The following is a 24,458-nucleotide window of genomic DNA, read 5'->3' as shown; positions in this document are numbered from 1 at the left end:
GGGTGAACCCGACGATTCCCTGAAGGCCGCCCAATTATGATTTCGTCCAGTCGTGTAATCCCCCTGCACCAGTTGCCTGTCAATTCCGGCCCGGTGCCCCTTTCGGCAAACCAACCAACGGTCTCGGAACCAGGGTCATCCTCGGCAAGCGATGCGAAGCCTGTCGACTCGCGGGCCGAGGGCGATAGTGAACTGGCCAGGCTGTATGGCAATACGCTGCTTCGAACAAACGGGATGTCCAGTCATGACCGGGGGCTGATGATCGACAACATCCCGCCAAGCTCCACGTTTGGCCAGTGGTGGGCGCAATTGGGGCGCGCCCTCCAGTCACCACAGGTGGCCGAGTGGATGAAGTCTGCGCGTCTTGATAAATCCACGCTGACAATCACCCCGGGATCAAACCAGGTATCGTTCAAGACCACGCGCAGCCTCACATCGAGCCCGTCCTTACAGACCCGTGGTCCGCAAGACAAGGATTGGGCGAATGTCAGTGGGCCTGTGATGGCCGCAGGCCTGATCGTGGCCAACGGATACAGCTTTGCAAGCTTCAAGCCTCCGCTTTCCGAGAACAGCAACAGCGCCCCGTTATGGCTGGTCAAGCGCTTCTACAAGGAACTGGAGCAATCGCCCGCTGAAACCCACCAGCGAGCGAAACAGATACTGGCAGACGAAGCGTTCCATACACTGGACGAGCCTTACTTCGAAGGGTTGCATGAGTCTCGCAGCGAAGATGAACTCGCAACCCAGAAGACCGCACTGGCGTCTCTTTACGACAATCAAAACCTGGGCAATGAATTCAAGTACCTGGCGGATCAACAGGTAGAAAACGGGTATTGGGAGGGACGAATCCCGCAGTATCTGGAGCAGACTCTTTTAATAGCGCGTTCCGACAGCCCATACGCAAACGAATCAAGCCCCTGCCTGAAGCAAATCATCGACGACAACGGTTGGGATATTCCCACCCACCGCGAACAATTGGAAAACCTCTCAAAGTATCTGCTCAGGCCCGAGCCGAGTGCCCCCGAGCATGGCAATAACGGCGGCGCATTAGCCTGGCCCACACCACTGGATCACCAAAGTCGGCTGCAGTTGGAGGCCGATCTTCATTACGGCAAGTTCGGCGACATTGATGTGAGTGCCTTCAAGAACGTGCTGGAATACCTGATGCAGGGCAATACATTTTCCCAGTCCGAGCTGCGCAATCCGCAACAGTTGCTCAAGACGCTCATCGACTCGCCCAAGGGGCAGGCGTTGGGTCTTGCGATCCAGGCCAAGTTCGAAGCCCGGTCGGTCAAGGGCAGTGTCGAGGACTGGCTGTTGGCAGCCATGAATATGGACGGCTATGTCGGCTCCGGCCCCCAGCGCAGGCCAGTCACGGTCATCTCCGGTTTCGACCTGATGGACAAAGAGACGTGGGGCAAACCTGCACCGGTGATCTTCAAGCACATCGTCGACTTTATGGTCAGGACTGGCGAGGCGTCATCCCCCGAAAAGGCATCGATTCTGGCCCACGTGTTGCTTTCGAACCGGGCACCCGAATATCTGGTCAAGGACATCCCGGACACTGTCGTTCCCGGCTCCCATAGCTGGGTCAGTTTTGTCACCGCCGTGGGGAGAATCGAGGCTAAAACGCCAGGCGCGACGGCAGGCATGAGTTACGGGCAAATCATGCTGTATGCCAGCGTGGCACCGATCTCCCTCAAGGGGCGCCAAGTTGAATATGCCGCGCAGGAAAACGCGCTTAAACATTGGGGGATCATCAACGGCATGGCCTCTGACACCCCGGAGCGAATGACCAGAGTCCGCGAAGCGTTCAGTGCCCAAATCAGTGAGTTACAGAAAGCCTCCGAAGCTTACCGCACGCCGATGCCGGACCTGCAGCTCATGGCATTGACAGAGTTGAAAGAATGCCTGCCCCACATGACCGAGAGCCAGTTGCAGGAAAAGTGCATCACGCTCGTCCTGGGCGACACGGGTCGCCCAGGCAATTACGATTTCCCGGGCCCCTATTCAGTCCTGGATCTGTATATGAAAGACCGCTTATTTGATCTTCCCTCGATGGAATTGACCGAGATAGATGAGAGTAAAAGGTCCCCCAATCTAAATAAATGGGTTTCTTCATCGGCGGCAGTGGACATCGACGATGTACTGAAAAAAGCCAGCGGTCGCCCACACATACTGCCTGCTTTTAAAGAAGCACTCAGCGCCTATATAGAAGGCATCGAGAATGCTACTCGCGCCCAGGTTAAACTTTTGATATCGCAGCTGCCCTATGAGGACCGGGAAAATCTTGAATATGGAAAAATTACGGTTGCCAAAGAGTTTGATGTTTTAAAAGACAACGTTGGCCGCGAAACGCGGACCCGGATGAAGCCAAACACTCTGGTAGTAAAAACCCAACTGAAAAACAGGCCAGTGACGACGTACGAAATTAATTTGCAAACGTCTAAAATCACCAAGCGTGAAGACTTCAAGGATTTTAAGGTGGGACGCCAGCCCACCGACTCTACCTATATTTTCAGGGAGTTTGACGAAGTAAAAACACGAAAATACTCGGAGGGAGAGACTGATGAAAAAACAATCACCGGCGCGTACCTGAATAGTTCCAACAGCACACGCACCACCTACATCGCTCAGGCGCTGTTGGATGACCTTGATATTAAAGGCTTGTACGATCAGGCCTGGGGTTCGACCACGCTTGATACCGAAGTCCCCGCGTATAAAAAGGTCCAGGAATTTTTACTTGATTTGATTCCTGGAAGATCAGCGATCAAGAATTTCATGGCCGGTAATTATGGTGACGGCATTGTGGACCTGACCCTTGATGTCTTTGGTTTCGTCATGGGACTGGGCGCCGCAGCAAAGGCTACCAAGGCCCTGGCGGCCGGTGCCTCGGCACTGGCCAAGGCTGGCCGAGTGCTGAAGATCGTTGGACGGGCGGCCATCGGCGCCCTTAATCCGTTGGATGGCGCTGCCGATATCGGGCGCGGTATTGCAACGCTGGGGAGAACCGGATTCAACAAGGGCGAAAATTTTTTCAGAACCCTGGCGCGCTCCGCCGACAACTATGATCTCGTGAAAGCCAGCAAACGTTTCGACTCCTCCTCATTCGGCACATTCAAGCTGGACAACCAGTTTCTGGAAGGTCCTGCCATTCTTCAAAATGGCAAATGGCATCACTACAACCCGGTGAGCAAGCAAGCCTACGGCCCTGCGCTGAAGGACTTTCTACCCTCCGCACGTATAGATACCGAAGACTTCGGAAAATGGGCTACCGCAGACGGCGTCACCAGGAAAGTGGATGAAGCCATTGTCAGCAACTGGAAAAACACCATTAACGCTCATCGTCGAGGGCCTGACAAAGATGCGTTTGAACAGGGCTACTTGTCTGGAAACCCTCAGACCATCGCAGGCTTTTCCAATAAGATGAAAGCAGCAGATATCATGAAGTTGGCGGGCAATAAGAATCTCACCGCAGAGCAGGCAGGCATGCTCCTCAAAAAGTACGACGATATCGCCTATGAGTTTGGCCGCAGTGGATCAGCCAGGTTTATCGACAATATCGAACCTCGCTTCGGAAACGTCATACCCATGCCCCAAGTCGTGTACTTCAGCCAAACGGGGCAACTGTCTGACGGGCAATGTGCTGCACTTTCACGCGCCATGGCGACCGCCGTGTCGGAAGGAAAAGATCAGACGCTTCTCACGAACATGTTTACCGCCGCAGCCTTCCCAAAGGCCCCTGCCTCCAGAGAGTTCATCGCCAGGCTCAGCAGGCTTCAAACTCAGGTGGGGGCTCGAAGTGCGTTCCATGCCGGGCAGCCTACCCGGCAGCTTTCAATACAAAACATGGTTCAGGAACTGGCGGACGCCACGGTTTCAAAGTCAGTCATGATCGACTCTCCAGGTCACGCCATGGCGGCGGGTGTAAAGGTGGATGGCACTCACCGGAGCTATTACTTTTATGATCCGAATCATGGCATTGCCAACTTCCAAAGCGCGGAGGATATGAAAAAGGGTCTGGAACGAATTTCTCGCGATAAAAAACTGAAGCCCCAATATAAAACCCATAGCACCGATCCCAACAAGTTGGAGTTCAAGGTGTTTGATCATGATGACGCCTGGCAACAAAAAAATAGCGTGTTCAGTCCAGACGTTAAAAAACTGTATGACACGCCCATCACGCCGCCTGGGGTTGCGCCCCTTTCCCACGTGGAGTTGAAAACCAAGTGGGAGTTACTGCATAAGGCTCCGGGCAATCAAGGCCTGGTGTGTTATGAGGCGTCTGTGCGTATCGGCCAAGCGGAAAAAAACCTCTCGGATGACGTGTTCGCGGCAGTCAAAGCCAGCACAAACCGCCAAGGCGGCTCCAACTATTCGCCGCGTTATCTGGAACTGATGGGAATCAAACCGGACGCACTTAAAACCACTTTCAATCCCGCCGATATCACTGAGTCCGGGCTGCTGAACTTCAAGCACGCCAATGAAGGCGGAGAGTTTGGTCACACCGTCTACATTCAAAAAACCGCCGACAATGAGCTGTACCTTTTCAACACCAACAGCCCGGACCTAGACGTGGCGATGGTCAGGGCAGGCAATCCGCCTGTCGTCAGCGGCGGAATGACCGTGTACCACCTTGGTAATGGAAAAGACAAAGGCCTGCAGAGATTTCTGGATGGAATTGACGGAAAGCCGGGTTGGCAGTTCGCTTACACGCCCGCCAGCACACTGAATACCAATGTGAAGAGCCTGAACGCCTGATCGTTTAACTTGGCACCGCTGCCTTCATGCCAACAAGCGCTGAATGTGCTCCTGCAACGTATCCAGATCAAACGGCTTGGCCAGGATCGGTGCGTTGCGGGTGATCGGGCTGTTGCAGTCAAGGATTTCCTGCGGGTAGCCGCTGATAAAGATCACCTTCAATTCCGGTCGCAGCTTGATCGCCGGCTCGGCGATCTGCACCCCGGAAATCCCGCCGGGCAGGCGATAGTCCGTCACCATCAGGTCCAGGTGCGGCTTGGTGGCGAGGATTTCAAACGCCTGCTCACCGTCAATCGCCTTCAATACCCGGTAGCCGAGGCCCGACAGGTACTCGCCCAACACAAACATAATCGACTCGTCATCTTCGACGATCAGTACCACATCTTGTGCATCTTCACTCATGGGAAGCCTTTGTCCGGTCAATTGCTGCTGATACGACCATAGGGTCACGCAGAGGTTGCGTCGGATTCGCGATTGATTTCATGCCTCTGCCCCCAACGGCAGGCAGACGCGGAACAAGGCGCCCTCGCCTATCCGGCTCTCGACCTCGATAGTACCCCCGTGGGCCGCGACAATCTGCTCGGAGATAAACAAACCCAAGCCCAGGCCCGCCACGGCATGGCTGGCGGACACCCGCTCGAACTGCTGGAAAATGCGCTTCTGGTTGTCTTCGCTGATGCCGATCCCGTGGTCACGCACCTCGACCCGCGCCTCGCCATGCTCGGCATACACCCGCACTTCTACCGGGCTCTTGGCCCCGTAGCGCAAGGCGTTGGTCAGCAGGTTGGATACCACCTGCTCGATTCGAAACTCATCCCAGTTGCCCTCGACCGGCCCTTCTTCGACCCATTTCACCGAGGACTGGGCCGCCGCCACTTGCGGGGCAAAGTTCTCCAGCAGGTTGTGCACCAGTTGCGTCAGGTCAAAGCGCCCGGGGCGGATCGACAGCTTGCCGGTGCGGATGCGCGACACGTCGAGCATGTCTTCGATCAGGCGGATCAGGCTCTGGATCTGCCGCTCATCGCGGTCAACCATGGCGTGCATCTTGTCCAGGGTGAACGCCGCTGCGTTGTCCCGCGCCAGGTGCATCTTGCGCAACTGGGTTTCCAGGATCAGCCCGTTGAGGGGCGTGCGCACTTCATGGGCAACGATCGACATGAAGTCATCGCGCATGCGCACCGCCTGCTCAAGCTCGGCCTGGGTCGCCTGCAGGCGCGTCAACAAGGCTTCCTGTTCGCGACGGCTTTGCTCCAGGGCTTCCACCTGCTGCTTCATGGCCTTGCTCTGGCGGTACAGGTCGACGAACACATTGACCTTGCTCTTGACCGCGTGGATATCCAGCGGCTTGTGCAGAAAGTCCACGGCGCCACTTTCATAACCCTTGAACGCATAGTTGAGCTCACGCCCCGCTGCGCTGACAAACACAATGGGGATGTTCTTGGTCTTTTCGGTGCCGCGCATCAGCTCGGCCAGCTCGAAGCCGTTCATGCCGGGCATCTGCACGTCGAGAATGGCCATGGCGAACTCATGCTCGAGCAGCAGCGACAAGGCCTCGTCGGCGCTCAATGCCTTGTAGACCTGGCGGTCTTCGCGCTTGATCAGCGCTTCAAGGGCCAGCAGGTTTTCCGGCAGATCGTCGACGATCAGCAGTTTGGCCTGGACAGTACTTAACATGGGGAAGATTCCAGGGAAGCCAGCAAGGTGCCGATGCGGCTCAAGGGAAGAATATGGTCAGGTGTATGCAACGCCAGGGCGGCCCGTGGCATCACGGCAATCCGGGCCTCTGAAGGGTCCTGGACGATCGTGATACCGCCGCACTGCTTGACGTGGGCCATGCCCCGGGCGCCGTCCTGGTTGGCGCCCGTCAGCAGGATCGCCATCAAGCCCTTGCCATAGACATCGGCAGCCGACTCGAACAGGTAGTCGATAGCGGGCCGGGAATGGTGCACGCGGTCTTCCTGGCTCAGTGACAGGCTGCGGTCGTGCTCCACCGACAGGTGATAACCGGGGCCGGCGAAATACAGGGTGCCAGGCTGGATCACTTCCTTGTCCCGCGCCTCCACGACCTTCATCGAGACACGCCGGTCGAACACTTCCGCCAGCTGGCTGCGGCGCTCGTCCGGGAGGTGCAACACGGTAACGATTGGCAGGCCAAAGTTCGCCGGCAACTCACCAAAAATGCTCAGCAACGCCTCGACCCCGCCTGCAGACGCGCCAATCACAATGGCCTCGATCCCGGATACCGGGCTGGCAGTCGCTTGATTCATAATTTTCGGTAGATCCGTTCTTGCTTGACCAGCGGTTCGAACTGTTTGCTGTATCCCGAGAAATCCAGGGTTTCCTTGCTGCCCAGCACCAGGAAGCCGCGATGACACAGCGACTCATGAAACAATCCAAACGCTCTATCCTGCAACTTTTTATTGAAGTAAATCAGTACATTACGGCACGAAATTAATTGAGTTTCCGAGAATACGCTGTCGGTCGCCAGGCTGTGATCGGCAAAGGTCACGTTCTCCCGCAGGGTCTTGTCGAAAATCGCGTGATCGTAAGCCGCCGTGTAGTAATCGGCAAATGAACGTTGCCCGCCGGCCTGCTGGTAGTTGTGGGTATAGGCGCGGATATTCTCAAGGGAAAAAATCCCCTGCTTGGCTTTTTCCAGGGACCGCGGATTGATATCCGTCGCGTAGATGATGGTGCGCTCCAGCAAGCCCTCCTCGCGCAGCAGGATGGCCATGGAATACACCTCTTCCCCGGTGCTGCAGCCGGCGATCCAGATCTTGATCGACGGGTAGGTCTTGAGCAGCGGCACGACTTCCTGGCGAATCGCCAAAAAGTGCGAGGGGTCGCGAAACATCTCGCTGACGGGAATGGTCAGGAACTGCAACAGCTGCATGAACGCCGCCGGGTCGTGCAGCACCCGCTCCTGCAAGGCCGAGATGGTATTGCAGTCGAACTGGCGCAAGGCGTGGGCCACGCGGCGCTTGACCGAAGCCCCGGAGTAGTCGCGAAAGTCATAGCTGTACTTGAGGTAAATCGCCTCAATCAACAAGCGCAGTTCAATATCGGCACTTCTTTCCAATTAAATCCGTTCCATCTTGGGTAGCCATACACGAATCAACGAAAACAACCGGTCCAGGTCGATGGGCTTGGCCAGGTAATCGTTGGAACCCGCGGCGAGGCAGCGTTCCTGATCGTCCTTCATGGCCTTGGCCGTCACCGCGATGATCGGCAGCTTGCGCCAGCGCGGGTCCTGGCGGATCAAGGCCGTGGCCTCGTAACCGTCCATCTCCGGCATCATCACGTCCATCAGCACCAGGTCGATATCGTCGACTTCATTGAGTTTCTCGATGGCCTCGCGGCCGTTACGGCCGATCACCACGATCGCGCCCTTGTGTTCCAGGGCGCTGGTCAGGGCAAAGATATTGCGCACATCGTCGTCCACCAACAGGATCTTGCGCCCCTCGAAGACCTTGTCGCGGCTGCGGGCGGTCCTGAGCATTGTCTGGCGTTCATGGGACAACTGGGATTCGACTTTGTGCAGAAAGAGTGTCACCTCGTCCAGCAAACGTTCAGGTGAGCGCGCGCCCTTGATGATGATCGAACGCGAATACTTGCGCAGTTCGGCCTCTTCGTCGCGGGTCAGGTTGCGTCCGGTGTAGACAATCACCGGCGGGAACGAGCAGATGTCCTCAGTGGACATGCGCTTGAGCAACTCGTTGCCGAGCATGTCCGGCAGCTTGAGGTCGATGATCATGCAGTCGTAGATGTTGGTGCGCAGCAGGTCCAGTGCCTCCTGGGCGAAGCCAACGGCGGTGATCTCAATGTCATCGTCGCCGATCAGGCGGGCAATGCTGTCGCGCTGCAGGTCGTCATCTTCCACCAGCAGCACACGCTTGACCTTCTGCGTCAGCTTGGCTTCCAGGCGCGCAAACACGTCCTTGAGCTCTTCGCGGGTGGTGGGCTTGACCGCATACCCGATGGCGCCCATGTGCATTGCGGCTTCGACGCGGTCTTCGACGGAAATCACATGCACCGGGATGTGCCGGGTCCCGGCATGTTCCTTCAGGCGCTGCAGCACGGTCAGGCCGGAATGGTCGGGCAGGCGCATGTCCAGCAGGATCGCGTCGGGAATGTACTGCTCGGCCAGGGCGTAACCTTCGTCGGCACCATGGGCCACCAGGCAGTGGTAACCCAGCTCATGGGCCAGGTCGAAGAGGATCCGCGCAAAGTTCGGTTCATCTTCCACCACCAGGATGCAGCGGGTGGCAAACGGCGCCTTGTCGCGGTCATCAATGAAGCGCGGGATCAGCGCGGCCTCGGCCACCGGCATCGGCGACACCTTGATGGGTGCCGGTGCGGGGGCCGGAGTCACCGCACGCGGCTGTTCCGGCAGCGGCGCGTCTTCATCACGCTCCACATAGTGCTCCGGTATCACCAGGGTAAAGATGCTGCCCTGGCCCGGCTCGCTGGTGACGCTGATGTAACCGCCCAGCAAGCTGGCCAGGTCACGGGAGATCGACAGGCCCAGGCCGGTGCCGCCATACCGGCGGTTGGTGGTGCCGTCGGCCTGGCGAAAGGCCTCGAAGATGCTTTCCTGCTGGTCCGGTGCAATCCCGATGCCCGAGTCGCGCACGGTGAAGGCAATGCCTTCCCCTGGCTGGCGGGAGACCGTCAGGCTGACCTGGCCCTTCTCGGTGAACTTGACCGCGTTGGACAGCAGGTTCTTGAGGATCTGCTCCAGACGCTGGCGGTCGGTGTACAGCATGTGCGGCGAACCTTCCTGGACCTCCACCTGGAACCCCAGCTTGCGGTCGGCCGCCAGCGGTTCGAACATGCCGCGCAAACCATCCACCAGACGCGCAACACTGGTGTTCTCCGGACGCATCTCCAGCTTGCCGGCCTCGACTTTGGAGATGTCGAGGATGTCGTTGATCAGGTTAAGCAGATCGTTGCCGGCCGAGTAAATCGACTCGGCAAACTTGACCTGCTCGGCGCTGAGGTTTTCCTGGGGGTTCTCCGCCAGCAACTTGGCCAGGATCAACGAGCTGTTGAGCGGTGTGCGCAGCTCATGGGACATGTTGGCAAGGAACTCGGACTTGTACTTGCTGGAGCGCTGCAACTCGTCGGCGCGCTCTTCCAGCTCGATCTGTACCCGATTGAGCTGGACGTTCTTCTCGTCCATGGCGTCGCGCTGTTCGGCCAGGGTCTGGGTCTGTTCGGCCAGTTGCTCGTTGGTCTGCTCCAGCTCTGCCTGCTGGGTTTCCAGGTGGGCCTGGGATTCCTTGAGGATGCGCGACTGTTCTTCCAGCTCTTCGTTGGCGGTCTTGAGCTCTTCCTGCTGCACTTGCAGTTCTTCATTGAGCTGCTGGGTTTCAGCGAGTACTTCCTGCAAACGCTGGCGATAACGGGCGGCTTCGATGGAGGTGCCAATGTTGTCGGCAATCAGCTCCAGCAATTCCACGTCACGCTCGTCCAGCTCGCGCAAGAAGCCCAGCTCGATCACACCGTTGACCCGGCCATCATCGCTGGTGGGCACCACCAGCACACTGCGGGTCGGGCCCTCGCCCAGGCCGGAACTGACCTTGAAGTAGTCCACCGGCACATCGTCCAGGCGAATCAGGCGGTCCTGGCGGGCCGACTGGCCGACGATGCCTTCATCGTTGTAAATCGACTGTTCCTGCTGCTCTTGCTCACGGGAGAAACCATAGGTGGCCACCCGTGTGAGGCCGCCGTGCTCTTCACGCACGTACAGCGCCGCGACCGCCGAGCCCATGTATTGGGCAAAGAACTGCAACACGTTGCGACCCAGCATGTTCAGGCTCAGTTGGCCCAGCACCTGTTCGGCCAGTTCGGTCTGGCCGTTGCGCAGCCAGGCTTGCTGTTCAAGGCGCTTGGCAATCCTCTGTTGCGACTCGAGGTTTTCGCTGTAACTCGTTGATAGTTCTAGTAAGTTCTTTCTGCCGATATACGCCAGGATGCCGCTGAGCCCGAGCACAAACACCAAGTACAGGCTGACACTGATGATGGTGGTGCGAGTGACGTCTTCATTACGGGTGATGCGGAACTGTTGCTCCATCGCCACCGCCCGGTCGTATTCCTTGCGGATCTCATCCGTCAGGCTCTTGCCACGCCCGGCTTTCACGGCCGAACGGTAATCGCCGTTCTGGCGCTGCATGTCAATCATCGACTGGGCGTAGGTGTTCCACGCCATTTGCAGCGACTCCAGGCGCTTGAGTCGGTCTACCTGCTCCGGGTTGTCCGCCACCAGTTCCTGCAGGTTGCGCAAGTCGGAAATGATCCGCGGCTTGGCCACTTCATACGGGTCGAGGAAGTGCTCGTCGCCGGTGATCAAAAAGCCGCGCATGCCGGTTTCCAGGTCAACCGTCAGCTTGGAGGTTTCGTTGAGGTTGTTGATCACCCGGTCGGTGTGCTCCACCCACTGGATCACCGACAGCAGGTAAGTGATCAGGCACACGAAAAACACCGCGCTGAGCACGCCGACGCCCAGCGGCAACGCCACGTTGCGGCCCAGCAGTTTACGGAAGCTTTTCTCATCGACTGACGACGCGGGAGTCATGGGCATGCCTTGGCCAAGTGCGGAAAAACGAGGAGTTTGCCCCAAAGTCGCGCCGCAACGCTATTTTTCTGCCGGAATTGGTCTAATTGACTGCGTAAGTCATTGAAAAATCGACGAGTGCCCGTGGTTTTCTACAGGTTGCAATTGACCGTGTTCCTCGCACACAACGGCGCCTGTAGCTGCGCCCTGTAGACACAGCACAATTTAGTAACACTGGAGGACATTCCTACACATACGCGGCACAATGTCTCCCCTGTTTCGGGAACTTGCCGAGATTGACGCAACTCATTAGAGGATGGTCTTTCAACCGATCAAGACCTGCACCCCTCAACTTCTCGGGAACCCTGACTATGTCCGCCGCAGCCTCCACCATCCTTGTCGTCGAAGACGATGCCATCGTGCGTATGCTGATCGTCGATGTCCTCGAAGAGCTGGAATTCCAGGTGCTTGAAGCGGCCGATGCCGAAGCGGCGCTGGGCATCATCGGCAATACCGCGCAGGTCATCGACCTGATGATGACCGATGTCGGCCTGCCCGACATGGACGGCAAGCAACTGGCCATCAAGGCCCGCGAATTGCGTCCAGCCCTGCCCATTCTGTTTGCCAGTGGCTATGCCGAAAACATCGACGTGCCAGCTGATATGCAGGTGATTGGCAAGCCGTTCTCGATCGATCAGTTGCGTGACAAGGTCAAATCGATGCTGGCCTGAATCCATCCCCTTCAATGCCGCCCTCTCGTGGCGGCATTTTCGCGCCCGTTGCAGGCCTGCAAACATTCCATGACGCCCCTCGCCAACCCACCCTGGGCTTTCGCCTGAGCCGCAATCAACGGCTGAGGGATTAACGTGACGTTCGGCCAATAAAACGCGAAACTCCACGCCATCATCTCCCCAACCCCGGTACAGAGTTTAGGAAGGACGCAACAACATGATGACAAAACCGACGCGCCTGCTGTTGGCGAGCCTCTCGATTCTCATGAGCACCGGCGCCTGGGCCGATTTCACCGCCACGCCGAGTGAAGCCCGGGCCATCGCCAAGGAAGCCTACCTGTATGGCTTCCCCGTGGTGGAGATGTACAAGACCCTCTACAGCCAGGCCGTCGACAAGACCGGGCCGAATTTCAAGGCGCCGTTCAACCATATCGGTAACACCGCGCAGGCGATAACCCCCAAGGACACTGCGATCCCCACGCCCAACCCGGACACCCCCAACTCGTTTGTCTGGCTGGACCTGCGGGCCGAACCGGTGGTGCTGACCCTGCCGAAGATCGAAGACAACCGCTACTACGCCGTGCAGTTGATCGACCTCTATACGCAGAACTTCGGCTACCTGGGCACCCGCAGCACCGGCAACAACGGTGGCCACTACATGGTTGCCGGCCCGGGCTGGAAAGGCCAGCAACCGACCAATATCGACCGGGTGGTGTACAGCGAAAGCAACATCGCCTACGCCCTGTACCGCACGCAATTGTTCGATGAGAAGGACCTGGGCAAGGTCAAGCAGATCCAGGGCGGCTACAAGGTCCAGACCCTGAGCAACTATGTAAACCAGCCCAAACCCGTCAAGCCGCCGAAAATTGCCTGGCCCAAGCCCACGCCGACCATGAGCGACAGCGTGCACCTGTTCCGCTACCTGAACTTCATGTTGGCCTACGCCGCGCCACAGGACAGTGAAAAGGACCTGCTGGCACGGTTTGCGAAAATTGGCGTCGAGGCCGGTAAGCCGTTCGACCTCAAGGCACTGACCGTTGAGCAACGCAAAGCTTTGGATGACGGCATCGCCGACGGCAAGGCCGAGTACGCAGCCTTCAAGAAGGACAAGATCGACACCCACCAGGTAACCAGTGGTGACCTGTTCGGCAACCGCGACCATCTGCAAAACAATTACCTGTACCGCTACGCCGGCGCCAACGTGCACCTGTTCGGCAACTCCGGCGATGAAACCGCCTACCTGCGTTACTCCGTGGACAGCGAAGGCAAACCCGCCAACGGCGCCCGTCACAGCTACACCCTGCACTTCGCCAAGGACCAGTTGCCACCGGCCGGCGCCTTCTGGTCACTGACCATGTACAACGCCAAGACCAAGCTGCTGACGCCCAACCTGAAGAAGCGCTACCTGCTCACCTCGGGGATGATGCCCAGCTTCAAGCTTGATGCCGACGGCGGCCTGACGCTGCTGGTGGCGCACCACGAGCCGCCGAAAGCCGAACAGAGCAACTGGCTGCCGGCACCTCCCGGCCCGTTCTACGCCCTGTTGCGCATTTACCTGCCCAAGCCTGAAGTGGGTAACGGTCAATGGAAACAGCCCCCGCTGACACCGATCAAGTAGGTTCTTATCAACTGATGCCGGCGCGGGTGGATTTGCACGCGCCGGCCCCTCCTCGCTTCCGCCGGCAAATTGGCCAATAGCTATCACTGCACCGAGGACAGATTCACCGCAAACAGGTAATGTGCGCGCCATCGCATCACCCGCCAGGAGGGTGATGCCGTTGTTCATGGAGTTGCACCGCACATGAGTTGCTGGAACATCCTCGGCCTGCCTTCCGACGCCGATACCCGCACGATCAAACGCCAATACGCCGCCCTGCTGAAGAAAACCCGCCCGGATGACGATCCCGAGGGTTTCCAACGCCTGCGAGAGGCCTATGAAGAGGCGTTGAACTGGAGCGAATGGCAGCAGGAACCGGATCAGACAGCGGTGCTGGAGCACGTGCCCACGACCGTCGCTGCCGAGACCCTGCAACAGCAGTATCAGCAAGCCCTGGCAACCGGCAGCGGGCTGGCGTTTGAGGTCACCCTGCTGCAACGCATCGTCGACACCCAGGATGTCAGCCTTGACGACCGCCAATGGGCCTTTGAAACCTTCCACTGGCTGAGCGCCTGGCAACGCCTGGAACTGCCCGGCGTGCTGATCGAAGCCCTGGAAATGCACAGCAAGGCGGCCCTGCAGAAATCCTTGCGCCTGCCTCTGGAACAGCAGGATGAAGCCGGGTTCCTGGCCGCCTATGCGGCGCGCCTGCGTGAACCCTGGATTGACAAGACCCCCCATGCGCAGTGGTTCAACACGTGGCTGGCCAAGCTGCTGCTGGACACCCGCTACTGGTCCCCGACCGTGTTTGAAACCGTATGCGCCGGCCAGGGCTGGCACGGCGGCAGCGATCATGCATGCCCGCCCGGCGATTGGCCGCAATTGTTGCGGCGCCAGCAAAGTCCGCAGTTTATTGCCCGCCAACGGGAGCTGGCCGCCGAACCTCCCGGCACCCCGCAACAACGCGCCGCGCGCCTGCTGCTGGCGCCCATGACCCTGGGCCAGCGCCGCGCCTTCGCCCAACGCCTGAACGCAGACGACTGGGCCGCCTGCCAACGTCTCAGCGCCGATATCTATGCCGACCACCCCACAGTGGCCGCCTCGATGCCCGGCGGTACACCCTACTTCTGGCAAGGCTGGGAGCGGACATTCGACAGTTGGCCACTGGTGCTGGCGACTGTCGTGGGTTGCATGGTGGGCGCCATGATCCATGCCGATTCCCAGGCCGGCAACCTGCTGCGAACCCTTGGCGTCGGCCTGTTGTGGTCGATCCCCATTGTGATGGGCGGGTTCGTGGGGTGGCATGTATGGCGCCCACTGGCTCACCAGTATCGCGTGCTGGATGAGCGCCTGGGCGCCCGCCTTCCGATGTGGTTGAGCCCAACTCGCTTGCCGCTGCTGCCCCTGCGCGATCTGTTGCCGGGCGCGGTGATGATGGCGGCGGTCGGTTACAAAATCGGCCCGGCAGCCAGCGTGGTGCTGCTGCTCGTACTGGCGGCCATCGGCCTGCTCAAGCGGCACACCCGGAAGACCTACACCCCATGGACGGCCGGCAACAGCCAATGGCCGACCAGCATGATCGCCTTGTGCATCGCCGGGTGCGTGGTGCTGTATGGCGGATTGAAAATGCTCGACGCCCGGCATCAGGTCAATCGCAACCAGGGCTTGCAGCAATGGACCGAACGCCTGTGCAGCCGCCTGCCGGCCACAGCCCAGGAATGCCAGGCACCCGCCACCGAAGCGCAATGGTATGGCCAGGAGGCAAAACGATGAGTCCGAAATGGTTGGTGCCCATCGGCCTGACATTGGGCCTGGGTTTGATCGGCCTGGCCGGCGCCAGTAAGCAGGTGGCACAAGTGCAACTGTGGCTGGACAAACGCGATGGCCCCGAAACCGCCAAGGCCAGCGCCCTGGCGCCGATCATCGACTGCATGAACCGCGTCGACCGGGACTGGCGTCTTTTCTACTACGGCTACACCCATCAGCAATGGTACAGGCCGTCCATCTTCGACGAGCAGACTTACGATTCCCTCGTGCAGATGGACCGGATCCTCAAAGAGTACGGCGATCACGACGAAGCCCAGGGCCGCGACTTGCAAAACGATATCTGCGCCCAGCGCGTCACCGGCAAGCTTGAGCGCCTGGAACCCGACAGCCCGTTGATCAACGCTGCCGGGCGCTACGTGATGGCGTTGCAGAACGTCACGCCGCTGACCAACTCGTTCGACTTCTACCAGCGGTACGGCCAGTCGCGCTTTCAACCACCAGAAGGCCAGGTGGCACAGGCCATGGTCATCAAGGGCGACGCGTATATGGCCGCCTCCACCGAGCTGCGCAAGCGCCTGGAGCGCGAGGATGTGCGCCTGCGTCCCGGGCAACTGGCGCTGCTGCAGGCGCGCTTTGGCCAGGACATCAATTGGCAGCTGCTCAACTACATGATTGCCGCACGCACGGCCGTGGACGAGTTGGAGCAAGGGGCGTACCTGGCCACCCTGACGCCGCAGACACTCGCGCCGTTGATCGACGCGGTGCAACAGGCAAGCGCCCAGGGCAAGGACTATGTACGCCTGCACCCCGGCAAGCCGCGGGACGAGTTTGCCAACTATCTCTGGCACACCATCACGCCGGCGGCGGACGCCTACCTGCAAGCCTTGCAAACCCTGCAACAGCACTGGCGCGAGCATGGGACGCCGCAGCAACTGAGTGACGATTTTGCCCTCGTCACCCACCGCTACGACGTGTTGCTCAGCTTCTACAACAAACCGGCCCGCAGCACCTTTTGAGGCCTGGCCCTTTTTAAGCTTGAGGTACGACTGAGGCAGGTTCGAAGCCAAACTGAAGGCAACCACTGCCCCGATTAACAGTCTTTGACACTTTTCCGACAAAGCTCACAAAGACCCGTGGACGGCCCGCCCCTAGCATTCGAGCATCCAAACCACCCCTCGGGTGCTCATCATGTTCCGCACATTGCGCAGTATCCCGCTACTGGGTTGCCTGCTGGGCAGCCTCGGCTGCCACGGCCAACCGCCCGCCCCGCCGCCCATCCCCAAAGGCGACTACAGCGCAATCATCCGCTACCTGCAAAAACGCATTCCCGTGGAGATGGCCCGGCAAAACATCGCCGGCGTGTCCATCGCCCTGGTCAACGGACAGGAGCTGATCTGGGCCCACGGGTTCGGTGTTGCCGACAAGGCCCTGGGCAAGCCGGTCACGCCTAACACCGCGTTCCGCGCCGGCGCCCTCTCCAAGCTGCTCACCGCCACCGCTGCCCTGCAACTGGTGGAGCAACAGCGCCTGGCCCTCGACGCGCCAATCCAGGACACTCTGCGGGAATTCTACGTACGCTCGCGCTTTCATTCCGACCAGGCCGCCGCCGACCGCGACATCACCCTGCGCCGCCTGCTCAGCCACCAGTCCGGCTTGCCCAGCGAACACCTGCGGGACGTGAACAACACCTTCGCCATGGGCCAGATGCCGATGCGCGTTTCCGGCGTATGGCTGAGCACCCCACCGGGCACCCAGGTGGCCTATTCCAACCTTGGCTACGCCCTGGCCGGCGCCGCCATCGAGCGCAGCAGCGGGCAGGATTTCGAGACCCGCCTGCAAAGCAGCCTGCTCAAGCCCCTGGAGATGAACCAGTCCAGCTTCATCGGCACCGGCGCGCAACCGGGCTTCCGCGCCCGGGGTTATGAAGACGGCACCGCCAGCCCCGACGCCCAGGTACGCGACCTCGCCGCCGCCGGCTTGTGGGCCAGCCCCAAAGACCTCAGCCACTACGTGCAAATGCTCTTCGCCCGGGGCCTCTATAAAGGCAAACAGGTACTGGGCAGCCCGTCGATCGATGAAATGTTCACCCAGCAAAACACCGGCAACGCCCTGGACTTCGACTGCCAGATGGGCCTGGGGTGGTTTCTCGCGCCCTGTGGTGACGAGCCGGTCGGCCCCGGCATTCGCACCTTCCAGCACAGCGGTGGCGGGGATGATTTCGCAGCGCAATTGACGATGCTCCCGGACCAGCAACTGGCCGTGATCGTGATGGCCAACGACAGCAACGCCGAAGAGATGGTGGTGTCCCTGACCACCGACACCCTGCGCCTGATGCTTCAGGCCCAGACCGGCGACCCGGTGTGTGCCGACAACTGCCAGGAGCCCGCCCACGGCCTGAAGATCCGCCAGGTGCCCGCCGCCATCGACCGCAAGCGCCTGGCCGGTTTCTACGCCACGGCCTGGGGCGTGTTCCGCATCAAGGACGACAACGGCAAGCTGTATGGCGAGCTGGCCGACACCCGCTTCGAACTGTTGCGCGACGGCCATGGCTGGCTACGGGCGCAGCAGAAATTCCTCGGCTTCTGGCTCAAGGACCTGGGCGAACTGGGCCGCGTGCAACTGGATGTAGTGACGGTGCAAGGCCGCCAGATGCTCACCGCCCGCAGCCACGGCCAGCGCGTGCCCGTGGGCGAGCGCATCGAACAGACGCCATTGACCACCGCCTGGGCCGACACCATCGGCACCTATCAGGTGCTCAACACCCATGAACCCGACGCACCGCTGAGCGGCATCAGCGTACGCCTGGAAAACGGCTTCCTGGTGATCCGCGGCCAACTGCACGACCAGCCCCTCACCGACTACATCCTGCTGCCCGTGGACAACGCCCACGCGGTGCTTGCCGGCAACGGCTATGGCCTGGGCGACACCGTGAGCCGCCAGGTCAACGGCCTGAGCGCCTCCGGCTACCACTTCAAACGTACCGATTCTCCCCACAACCCATTGAGTCTGTGACCTCACATGAAGACCCTCCTGCGTTCAAAACACCTGTGCCTGTCCCTGACGTCGCTGTGCCTGCTGGCCAGCGCCGACACCCTGCTGGCCGACGATTGGGAATACACCCTCAAGGCCGGCGTGGCCAACCTGCGCCGCTACAGCGGCAGCGACGAGCGGGTGACCGCGCCGGTGCTGGGGGCGGCCATCGTCAGCCCATGGGGGATTTTCCTCGACACCGACAAGGGCCTGGGCTGGGGGTATGACGGCGGTGGCGCGAGCTTCAGCGCCTACGTCGGCGCCAGCGGCTCACGCAAGGACGAAAGCAAAAGCGGGCGCCCGGGCTCGAAGAAGCTCAAGGGCATGGGCGAGATCAAGAGCCGCGCCCAGGTGGGCGTGAGTGGCAGCTATAACCTGGGCGGGGTGATAATCGGCGCGACCCTGGAACATGCGCTGGAAGAGGATGACCACAAGGATTCGGGCAAGGCCTTCACCCACCTGGAACTGAGCCTGGGCACCAACCTGTATGACGGCGACTACGGTTCGCTGGACGCCAGCCTCAGCAGCCATTTTGGCGACAGTAACTACATGCAGACCTGGTACGGCGTCACCACCGGCCAGGCCGCGCAGAGCCGCTTCAAGGCCTACAAGGCCAGCGGCGGCAATATCAGCAACGGGATGAATTTGGTGTGGAGCCTGCCGATCAGCGAGCACACCAAGTTCTCGACCTTGCTGGATGTGCAGTACCTGGCCGACAAGGCCGGGCAGAGCCCGATTGTGGAGCGACGCTTGCAGACCTCGGTGATGGGGATGGTCGAGTACACCTTCTAATTGGGTAACCCAATCAAAAATGTGGGAGCTGGCTTGCCTGCGATGCAGGCACCTCGGTCTTTCAGTGAGACACAGGTGATGCTATCGCAGGCAAGCCAGCTCCCACATCTGATCTCCATCGTTCCTCGCTCGTTACTCGATATACGCCCACGTCATCCGGAACGACGCCCCGCCCCATTCCGAATCCAGCACTTCAACCTGCCCGCCGTGCCACTGGCACACCCGCTGTACCAGCGCCAGGCCCAGGCCGAAGCCACCGGTGCGGCGGTCGCGGCTGGAATCCAGGCGCAGGAACGGCTCGAAAATCTTCGACCGCCCCTCCACCGGCACCCCGGGGCCGTCGTCATTCACCCGAACTTCATAGCCGGCACCAAACTTCACCAGCGACACCTCCACGCGCCGGTCGGCGTAGCGAATCGCGTTGCGCAACAGGTTGATCACCGCCCGTGCCATAAAACGCGGCTCGATGCGGATGTAGTCGACTTCACAGGTACGCAGCAGCAACTGCACTCCTTCCGCCTCGGCCTCCAGGGCCACGCTGCCGATCACGCTGTCGAGCCAGCTGTGGGCCTCGATGCTTTCCCGGGTGATCTGCGTGGCTCCGCGTTCCAGGCTGGCGTAGGTCAACAGTTCGGAGACCATTTCTTCCAGCTCGCCAAGGTCGGCGTACATGTCGGCGATCAGTGGGCCGCTTTGGCGCAGGTCGGCCTGTTGCTTGAGCTGGTCCAGCTCAAACGACAGTCGCGCAATCGGCGTGCGCAGTTCGTGGGAGACCGCGTTGGTCAACTCGCGCTGGTTGGCGATCAGGCTTTCGATGCGCTCGGCCATCTGGTTGAAGTGCCCCGCCAGCTCGCGCACCGTGGAACGGCGCGGCAGCAGGATGCGCGAGCCGAGGTCGTTGTCGCCGAAACGCTGGGCCGCCAGGCGGATGTGCTCCAGGTCACGCCAATGGGGGCGTACCCAGAAATACAAGACGATTGCCAGGCACAGGCCCAGGAAGCCATACGCCCACATGTACAGCCACTTGGGCTCTTCAGGCAGCTTGATTTCGAGCATCTGCGGGCCGCCATCAATGTCCACCAGGAACTCCATGAAGTCCCCGCGCACCAACAATTGCCCGGAGGCCAGCAGCTGTTTTTCACGCTCGGTCATCGCCAACTGGTCACGCTGTACCAGCTTCAGCCGCAGCCCATAGTGCGGCTGCAACTCGGCAAGGCGCGCGGCCCGCGCTTCGCCCGTCACCGGCCGCAACTGTTCCACCAGCCCATAGGCCGGGCCGCGCAAGGCTTCGCGGTTGTAAGTTTCGTTGGCCTCCGGCAGCAGCTCATCGAAGGTGTAGTTCACCAGCCAGATCGCACCCGCCAAGCCAATGGCCAGGATGATATACAGACGCAGAAACAGCCGTAACATCTAGACCTCCCACGCAAACGGATTGAACAGGTAGCCCTTGCCCCAGATGGTCTTGATGCACACCGGCTCGCGAGGGTTGTCATTGAGCTTGCCGCGCAGCTTGCTGATGTACACGTCGACGCTGCGGTTGAGACCGTCGAAGGCGATCCCGCGCATGCGGTTGAGGATGTCATCACGGGAGAGGATCTTCCCGGCGGCGCTGGCCAGCAACCACAGCAGTTCGAATTCCATGGTGGTGAGGTCGATCTTCTCGCCGCCCAGGCTGACCACCCGGCAACTGCGGTCGATGGCCAGCCGGCCGAACTCAAGGGAGCCGCGCACCGTGGGTTCCGGGGTCTGGCGGCGTTGCAGGGCGCGCAGGCGGGCCAGCAGCACCGGCGGCTTGATCGGTTTGATCACGTAGTCGTCGGCGCCGGACTCCAGGCCCAGAATGTGGTCCAGGTCGTCTTCCTTGGCGGTCAGGATCACGATCGGCGTGTCGGACACGTTGCGGATTTCGCGGCACACATGCAGGCCGCTCTGGCCCGGCAGCATCAGGTCGAGCACGACGATCTTGGGCTTGAACTCCAGGAAGGCCGCCAGCGCCAGGTCACCCCGGTGCACGGCCAGCACCTCGAAGCCATGCTGGGACAGGAAATGGGCGATCAGCCCTGCCAGCTTCTGATCGTCCTCCACGAGCAAGACCTTGCCGAGACCCAAGTTATCCATAAATTTCCAGTGCACGCGCGGATTGAAGTGTGCGCATTATAGGTGGCAAGCAGGCAGACTAAAGCAGCTGGCCATCATTGGCCGACGAAGCTTCATGCTTTTAAGAGTTTTTAACAAATAGCCTGCAATCTTTAACGCCATCACAGGGAGTTGTATGCGCAAGGATTACCTGGCGTTCTTCATTTCGTTGTTCCTGTCACGCCTAGCCGACCAGATTCTGTTGTTCATCGTGCCGTTGATCGTGTTCCAGACCACCAACAGTGTGTCCTGGGCCGGCCTGGCATTTTTTGTCGAATCTCTGCCGCGTTACCTGGCGTTCCCGGTGTGCGGGGCATTGTGCGACAAGTATCCTGCCGTGCGCATCCTGCATATCAGCCAGGTTTACCGGGCGCTGGCCTGTGTGGCGGCGGTGCTGTTGTACGGGATGTTCGATGGAATCTACTGGATCGTGATGCTTTCAGCGCTATGCGGGGTGTTGACCACCCAGGGCATCATGGCTCGGGAAGTGTTGCTGCCGCATATCTTCAAGCACTACAGCTATGCCAAGACCTTGTCCTATTCGCAGATCGCCGACCAGACCGGCTTGGTACTGGGGCCGCTGGTGGCAGCATTGATGCTGGGCGTATGGGCCTGGCACTGGGTGGTATTGGGGGTTGCCGGGCTGTTTTTGCTGGCGGACCTGGCAATGCGCATCTGGCAACGCAACACCACGGTCAACTTGGAGACTTTCGAGCAACACAACGACATCTGGCTGCAGCCGCTGCGTATCGCCTTCGGGCATATCCGCGCGTTGCCGGAGCTGAAAAAAATCATCGCCCTGGCGGTGGGCGTAAACCTGATTATCGGCGTCACCCTCGCCACCTCGGCGGCGCTGGTGATTGGCCAATATGCAGCCGGCAAGGACACTTACGCCGGGCTGCAGGCGGCGGGTGCGGTGGTGACCATCGCCATCCTGTTCTACCTGGCGCGCGCATCCCTGCCGCTGAAGGTGCTGGGCGGCTTGTCGTATTCGATGATTGCCGTGGGCGCGCTGATCACCGCCATCAGCCCGAACATATGGGCTTATACGGTGGGTTTCCTGCTGGTGACCGGTTTCGACAAGATGTTCAACGTGTACATCCGCAGCACCCGCCAGCGGGTGATTCCGGTCCAGGATTTTGGCAAGACGGTGGGTGTGCTGACCTTGCTCAACAACCTCTCGCAGCCATTGGCCGGGTTGCTGATTGCACTGCTGGCGGCGCCGCTGGGGACGCAGACGGTGATCCTGCTGCTGGCCGGGATCACCGCGCTGATCGGTGTAGCGGTCGCGTCAGGCTGGCACGCCACTGTGAAAGCGGAACTCGATGTCGGGTGACTCGATCAACTCCTGCTCGGCGGTGCGCACCCGGTCGATGACCTGGGCAATGTCCTTGGCGTCGCCGTACTGGTAAGCCAGTTTCAGGTAACCCTGGAAGTGCCGGGCCTCGCTTTTCAACAGGCCAAAGTAGAACTTGCCGAGTTCTTCGTCCAAATGCGGCACCAGCGCTTCGAAACGCTCGCAACTGCGGGCTTCGATAAACGCGCCGACCACCAGCGTATCCACCAGTTTTACCGGCTCATGGCTGCGCACCACTTTGCGCAAACCCGAGGCATAACGGCCGGCGGATAACTGACGCAGCTCAATCTTGCGCTTCTTCATCAGGCGCATGACTTGCTCATGGTGCACCAGCTCTTCCCGGGCCAGGCGCGACATCAGGTTGATCAGGTCGACGTGGGAATGGTACTTGGCGATCAGGCTCAAGGCGGTGCTGGCGGCCTTGAATTCACAGTTCTTGTGGTCGATCAGCAGGGTTTCCTGGTCGGCCAACGCGGCCCGTACCCAGCCGTCGGGGGTGCGGCAACCGAGGAATTCGTGGATTTCTGGCAGGTTCATCGGGCTCACGGGCAAAGATTCACAAAAGGGCCGCGATTATACCGACCGCGCCGCAGACCACCAGCCACCGGGCTTGATGTGCATCAACATGACGTGTGCCGGGCAGCAACTATAGTTGTTCAACGCCCGCCCTTTTTTGGAGAACCCGACCATGCAAGCTATCCGCAGCATCCTGGTGGTGATCGAGCCCGAGCATTCGGAAAGCCTGGCGCTCAAGCGCGCCAAGCTGATTGCCGGGGTGACAGGGGCGCACCTGCATCTGTTGGTGTGCGACAAGAAGCACGAGCATTCGGCGATGTTGAGCCTGCTCAAGGCCGGGTTGCAGGAGGATGGCTACAGCGTCACCACCGAACAGGCGTGGAATGACAGCCTGCATGAAACCATCATCGACGTGCAGCAGGCAGAGGGTTGTGGGTTGGTGGTCAAGCAGCATTTCGCCGACAGCCCGTTGAAAAAGGCGCTGTTGACGCCTGCCGACTGGAAGCTGATGCGTTACTGCCCTACTCCCGTTCTGTTGGTGAAAACCTCCAAGCCGTGGGCTGGCGGGGTGATTTTGGCGGCTATCGATGTGGGGAATTCCGATGCCGAGCACCAGGCGCTGCATAATTCGATCATTGATCACGGGTTTGATATCGCCAGCCTGGCCAAGGCGCAGTTGCATGTGATCAGTGCGCATCCTTCGCCGATGCTGTCGGCGGCGGATCCGGTGTTTCAGCTCAAGGAGACGATCGAGGCGCGCTACCGTGAGCAGTGCAAGGCGTTTCAGGCGGAGTTTGATATTGATGACACCCACCTGCATATCGAGGAAGGGCCGGCGGATGTGTTGATTCCTCATGCGGCGCATAAGTGGCAGGCGGCGGTGACCATTATCGGCACGGTGGCGCGTACGGGGGTTTCCGGGGCGTTGATCGGGAATACGGCGGAGGTGGTGCTGGATGCGGTGGACAGTGATGTGTTGGTGCTTAAGCCGCAGGAGTTGATGGATCACTTGGAAGAGCTGGCTAATGGGTGATGCCTGGTATGGGGGCATATCCGTTATTTAGGTAACGGCTAGTATTGGTTCCGCTCTTACAGCGGCTCACTTTTGAACAGCGCAAAAGTAAGCAAAACGCTCTTGCCCCACCACTCGGCACCTCGCTAATGCTCGGTGTGCCCTCACTCCGGTAGCACGAAGCGGGCCGCCGCGACGGGGCG

The 24,458-nt window shown here is 60.0% G+C and carries 17 protein-coding genes; 9 read left to right on the top strand and 8 right to left on the bottom strand.

The window, feature by feature from the left end; genetic code table 11:
- Window positions 1-36: 36 nt before the first annotated feature.
- Window positions 37-4,761, top strand: a complete 4,725-nt coding sequence (locus tag HX875_RS18135; protein WP_177044255.1) for a hypothetical protein — start codon at window positions 37-39, stop codon at window positions 4,759-4,761.
- Window positions 4,762-4,785: 24 nt separating this feature from the next.
- Here HX875_RS18135 and HX875_RS18130 read toward each other — a convergent pair whose 3' ends face one another.
- The 5 genes from HX875_RS18130 to HX875_RS18110 all read right to left on the bottom strand — a co-directional run bounded on the left by HX875_RS18130 (window position 4,786) and on the right by HX875_RS18110 (window position 11,338).
- Window positions 4,786-5,163, bottom strand: a complete 378-nt coding sequence (locus HX875_RS18130) for a response regulator (RefSeq protein ID WP_010171103.1) — start codon at window positions 5,161-5,163, stop codon at window positions 4,786-4,788.
- Between the two features lie 78 nt (window positions 5,164-5,241).
- Window positions 5,242-6,435 carry a hybrid sensor histidine kinase/response regulator gene (locus HX875_RS18125; protein ID WP_177044254.1) on the bottom strand — a complete coding sequence of 398 codons (1,194 nt, stop codon included), beginning with the start codon at window positions 6,433-6,435 and terminating at the stop codon, window positions 5,242-5,244.
- Entirely contained in the window at window positions 6,429-7,028 is a 600-nt protein-coding gene (locus HX875_RS18120; RefSeq protein WP_177044253.1) for a chemotaxis protein CheB, read from the bottom strand. Before HX875_RS18120 ends, HX875_RS18125 begins: the two co-directional genes overlap by 7 nt.
- The gene (locus HX875_RS18115) at window positions 7,025-7,840 is read right to left on the bottom strand and encodes a CheR family methyltransferase (protein WP_177044252.1); all 816 of its coding nucleotides are present in this window, start codon (window positions 7,838-7,840) and stop codon (window positions 7,025-7,027) included. Before HX875_RS18115 ends, HX875_RS18120 begins: the two co-directional genes overlap by 4 nt.
- Window positions 7,841-11,338: a response regulator gene (locus HX875_RS18110; RefSeq protein ID WP_177044251.1), complete on the bottom strand. Its 3,498-nt coding sequence runs from the start codon at window positions 11,336-11,338 to the stop codon at window positions 7,841-7,843.
- 350 nt (window positions 11,339-11,688) lie between these two features.
- Here HX875_RS18110 and HX875_RS18105 point away from each other — a divergent pair, with 350 nt between their 5' ends.
- The 6 genes from HX875_RS18105 to HX875_RS18080 all read left to right on the top strand — a co-directional run bounded on the left by HX875_RS18105 (window position 11,689) and on the right by HX875_RS18080 (window position 19,234).
- Complete coding sequence (locus tag HX875_RS18105; protein ID WP_177044250.1) at window positions 11,689-12,048, top strand: response regulator; 360 nt, start codon at window positions 11,689-11,691, stop codon at window positions 12,046-12,048.
- A gap of 217 nt (window positions 12,049-12,265) precedes the next feature.
- Window positions 12,266-13,666 (top strand): DUF1254 domain-containing protein, encoded by a 1,401-nt coding sequence (locus HX875_RS18100; protein ID WP_177044249.1) that lies wholly within the window; start codon window positions 12,266-12,268, stop codon window positions 13,664-13,666.
- Between the two features lie 183 nt (window positions 13,667-13,849).
- Entirely contained in the window at window positions 13,850-15,418 is a 1,569-nt protein-coding gene (locus HX875_RS18095) for a J domain-containing protein (protein WP_177044248.1), read from the top strand.
- The gene (locus HX875_RS18090; RefSeq protein ID WP_177044247.1) at window positions 15,415-16,428 is read left to right on the top strand and encodes a DUF3829 domain-containing protein; all 1,014 of its coding nucleotides are present in this window, start codon (window positions 15,415-15,417) and stop codon (window positions 16,426-16,428) included. Before HX875_RS18095 ends, HX875_RS18090 begins: the two co-directional genes overlap by 4 nt.
- Before the next feature lie 172 nt (window positions 16,429-16,600).
- Window positions 16,601-18,424, top strand: a complete 1,824-nt coding sequence (locus HX875_RS18085; protein WP_177044246.1) for a serine hydrolase domain-containing protein — start codon at window positions 16,601-16,603, stop codon at window positions 18,422-18,424.
- A 6-nt stretch (window positions 18,425-18,430) separates the two neighbouring features.
- Window positions 18,431-19,234: a MipA/OmpV family protein gene (locus HX875_RS18080; protein ID WP_177044245.1), complete on the top strand. Its 804-nt coding sequence runs from the start codon at window positions 18,431-18,433 to the stop codon at window positions 19,232-19,234.
- Window positions 19,235-19,366: 132 nt separating this feature from the next.
- Here the strand turns inward: HX875_RS18080 and HX875_RS18075 are convergent, their stop codons facing one another.
- Window positions 19,367-20,644: an ATP-binding protein gene (locus HX875_RS18075; RefSeq protein WP_177044244.1), complete on the bottom strand. Its 1,278-nt coding sequence runs from the start codon at window positions 20,642-20,644 to the stop codon at window positions 19,367-19,369.
- Complete coding sequence (locus HX875_RS18070; RefSeq protein ID WP_017480435.1) at window positions 20,645-21,352, bottom strand: winged helix-turn-helix domain-containing protein; 708 nt, start codon at window positions 21,350-21,352, stop codon at window positions 20,645-20,647.
- A gap of 154 nt (window positions 21,353-21,506) precedes the next feature.
- Between HX875_RS18070 and HX875_RS18065 the strand changes: the two genes are divergently transcribed.
- Complete coding sequence (locus HX875_RS18065) at window positions 21,507-22,706, top strand: MFS transporter (RefSeq protein ID WP_177044243.1); 1,200 nt, start codon at window positions 21,507-21,509, stop codon at window positions 22,704-22,706.
- Here HX875_RS18065 and HX875_RS18060 read toward each other — a convergent pair.
- Window positions 22,662-23,264: a tRNA-(ms[2]io[6]A)-hydroxylase gene (locus HX875_RS18060; RefSeq protein ID WP_177044242.1), complete on the bottom strand. Its 603-nt coding sequence runs from the start codon at window positions 23,262-23,264 to the stop codon at window positions 22,662-22,664. The genes HX875_RS18065 and HX875_RS18060 overlap by 45 nt on opposite strands.
- 151 nt (window positions 23,265-23,415) lie before the next feature.
- Here HX875_RS18060 and HX875_RS18055 point away from each other — a divergent pair, with 151 nt between their 5' ends.
- Window positions 23,416-24,276, top strand: coding sequence for a universal stress protein (locus HX875_RS18055; RefSeq protein WP_177044241.1), 861 nt, complete (start codon window positions 23,416-23,418; stop codon window positions 24,274-24,276).
- Window positions 24,277-24,458 lie beyond the last annotated feature (182 nt).

This window comes from Pseudomonas yamanorum (assembly GCF_013386765.1).
In the GTDB taxonomy this organism is placed as follows: domain Bacteria; phylum Pseudomonadota; class Gammaproteobacteria; order Pseudomonadales; family Pseudomonadaceae; genus Aquipseudomonas; species Aquipseudomonas yamanorum_A.
This window is presented reverse-complemented; position numbering and strand designations above follow the sequence as displayed.

Excerpts from the sequence above, each read along its gene's own strand:
- HX875_RS18135 (WP_177044255.1), top strand. The coding sequence starts at position 37 with ATGATTTCGTCCAGTCGTGTAATCCCCCTGCACCAGTTGCCTGTCAAT.
- HX875_RS18130 (WP_010171103.1), bottom strand. The coding sequence starts at position 5,163 with ATGAGTGAAGATGCACAAGATGTGGTACTGATCGTCGAAGATGACGAG.
- HX875_RS18125 (WP_177044254.1), bottom strand. The coding sequence starts at position 6,435 with ATGTTAAGTACTGTCCAGGCCAAACTGCTGATCGTCGACGATCTGCCG.
- HX875_RS18120 (WP_177044253.1), bottom strand. The coding sequence starts at position 7,028 with ATGAATCAAGCGACTGCCAGCCCGGTATCCGGGATCGAGGCCATTGTG.
- HX875_RS18110 (WP_177044251.1), bottom strand. The coding sequence starts at position 11,338 with ATGACTCCCGCGTCGTCAGTCGATGAGAAAAGCTTCCGTAAACTGCTG.
- HX875_RS18105 (WP_177044250.1), top strand. The coding sequence starts at position 11,689 with ATGTCCGCCGCAGCCTCCACCATCCTTGTCGTCGAAGACGATGCCATC.
- HX875_RS18100 (WP_177044249.1), top strand. The coding sequence starts at position 12,266 with ATGATGACAAAACCGACGCGCCTGCTGTTGGCGAGCCTCTCGATTCTC.
- HX875_RS18095 (WP_177044248.1), top strand. The coding sequence starts at position 13,850 with ATGAGTTGCTGGAACATCCTCGGCCTGCCTTCCGACGCCGATACCCGC.
- HX875_RS18090 (WP_177044247.1), top strand. The coding sequence starts at position 15,415 with ATGAGTCCGAAATGGTTGGTGCCCATCGGCCTGACATTGGGCCTGGGT.
- HX875_RS18085 (WP_177044246.1), top strand. The coding sequence starts at position 16,601 with ATGTTCCGCACATTGCGCAGTATCCCGCTACTGGGTTGCCTGCTGGGC.
- HX875_RS18080 (WP_177044245.1), top strand. The coding sequence starts at position 18,431 with ATGAAGACCCTCCTGCGTTCAAAACACCTGTGCCTGTCCCTGACGTCG.
- HX875_RS18075 (WP_177044244.1), bottom strand. The coding sequence starts at position 20,644 with ATGTTACGGCTGTTTCTGCGTCTGTATATCATCCTGGCCATTGGCTTG.
- HX875_RS18070 (WP_017480435.1), bottom strand. The coding sequence starts at position 21,352 with ATGGATAACTTGGGTCTCGGCAAGGTCTTGCTCGTGGAGGACGATCAG.
- HX875_RS18065 (WP_177044243.1), top strand. The coding sequence starts at position 21,507 with ATGCGCAAGGATTACCTGGCGTTCTTCATTTCGTTGTTCCTGTCACGC.
- HX875_RS18060 (WP_177044242.1), bottom strand. The coding sequence starts at position 23,264 with ATGAACCTGCCAGAAATCCACGAATTCCTCGGTTGCCGCACCCCCGAC.
- HX875_RS18055 (WP_177044241.1), top strand. The coding sequence starts at position 23,416 with ATGCAAGCTATCCGCAGCATCCTGGTGGTGATCGAGCCCGAGCATTCG.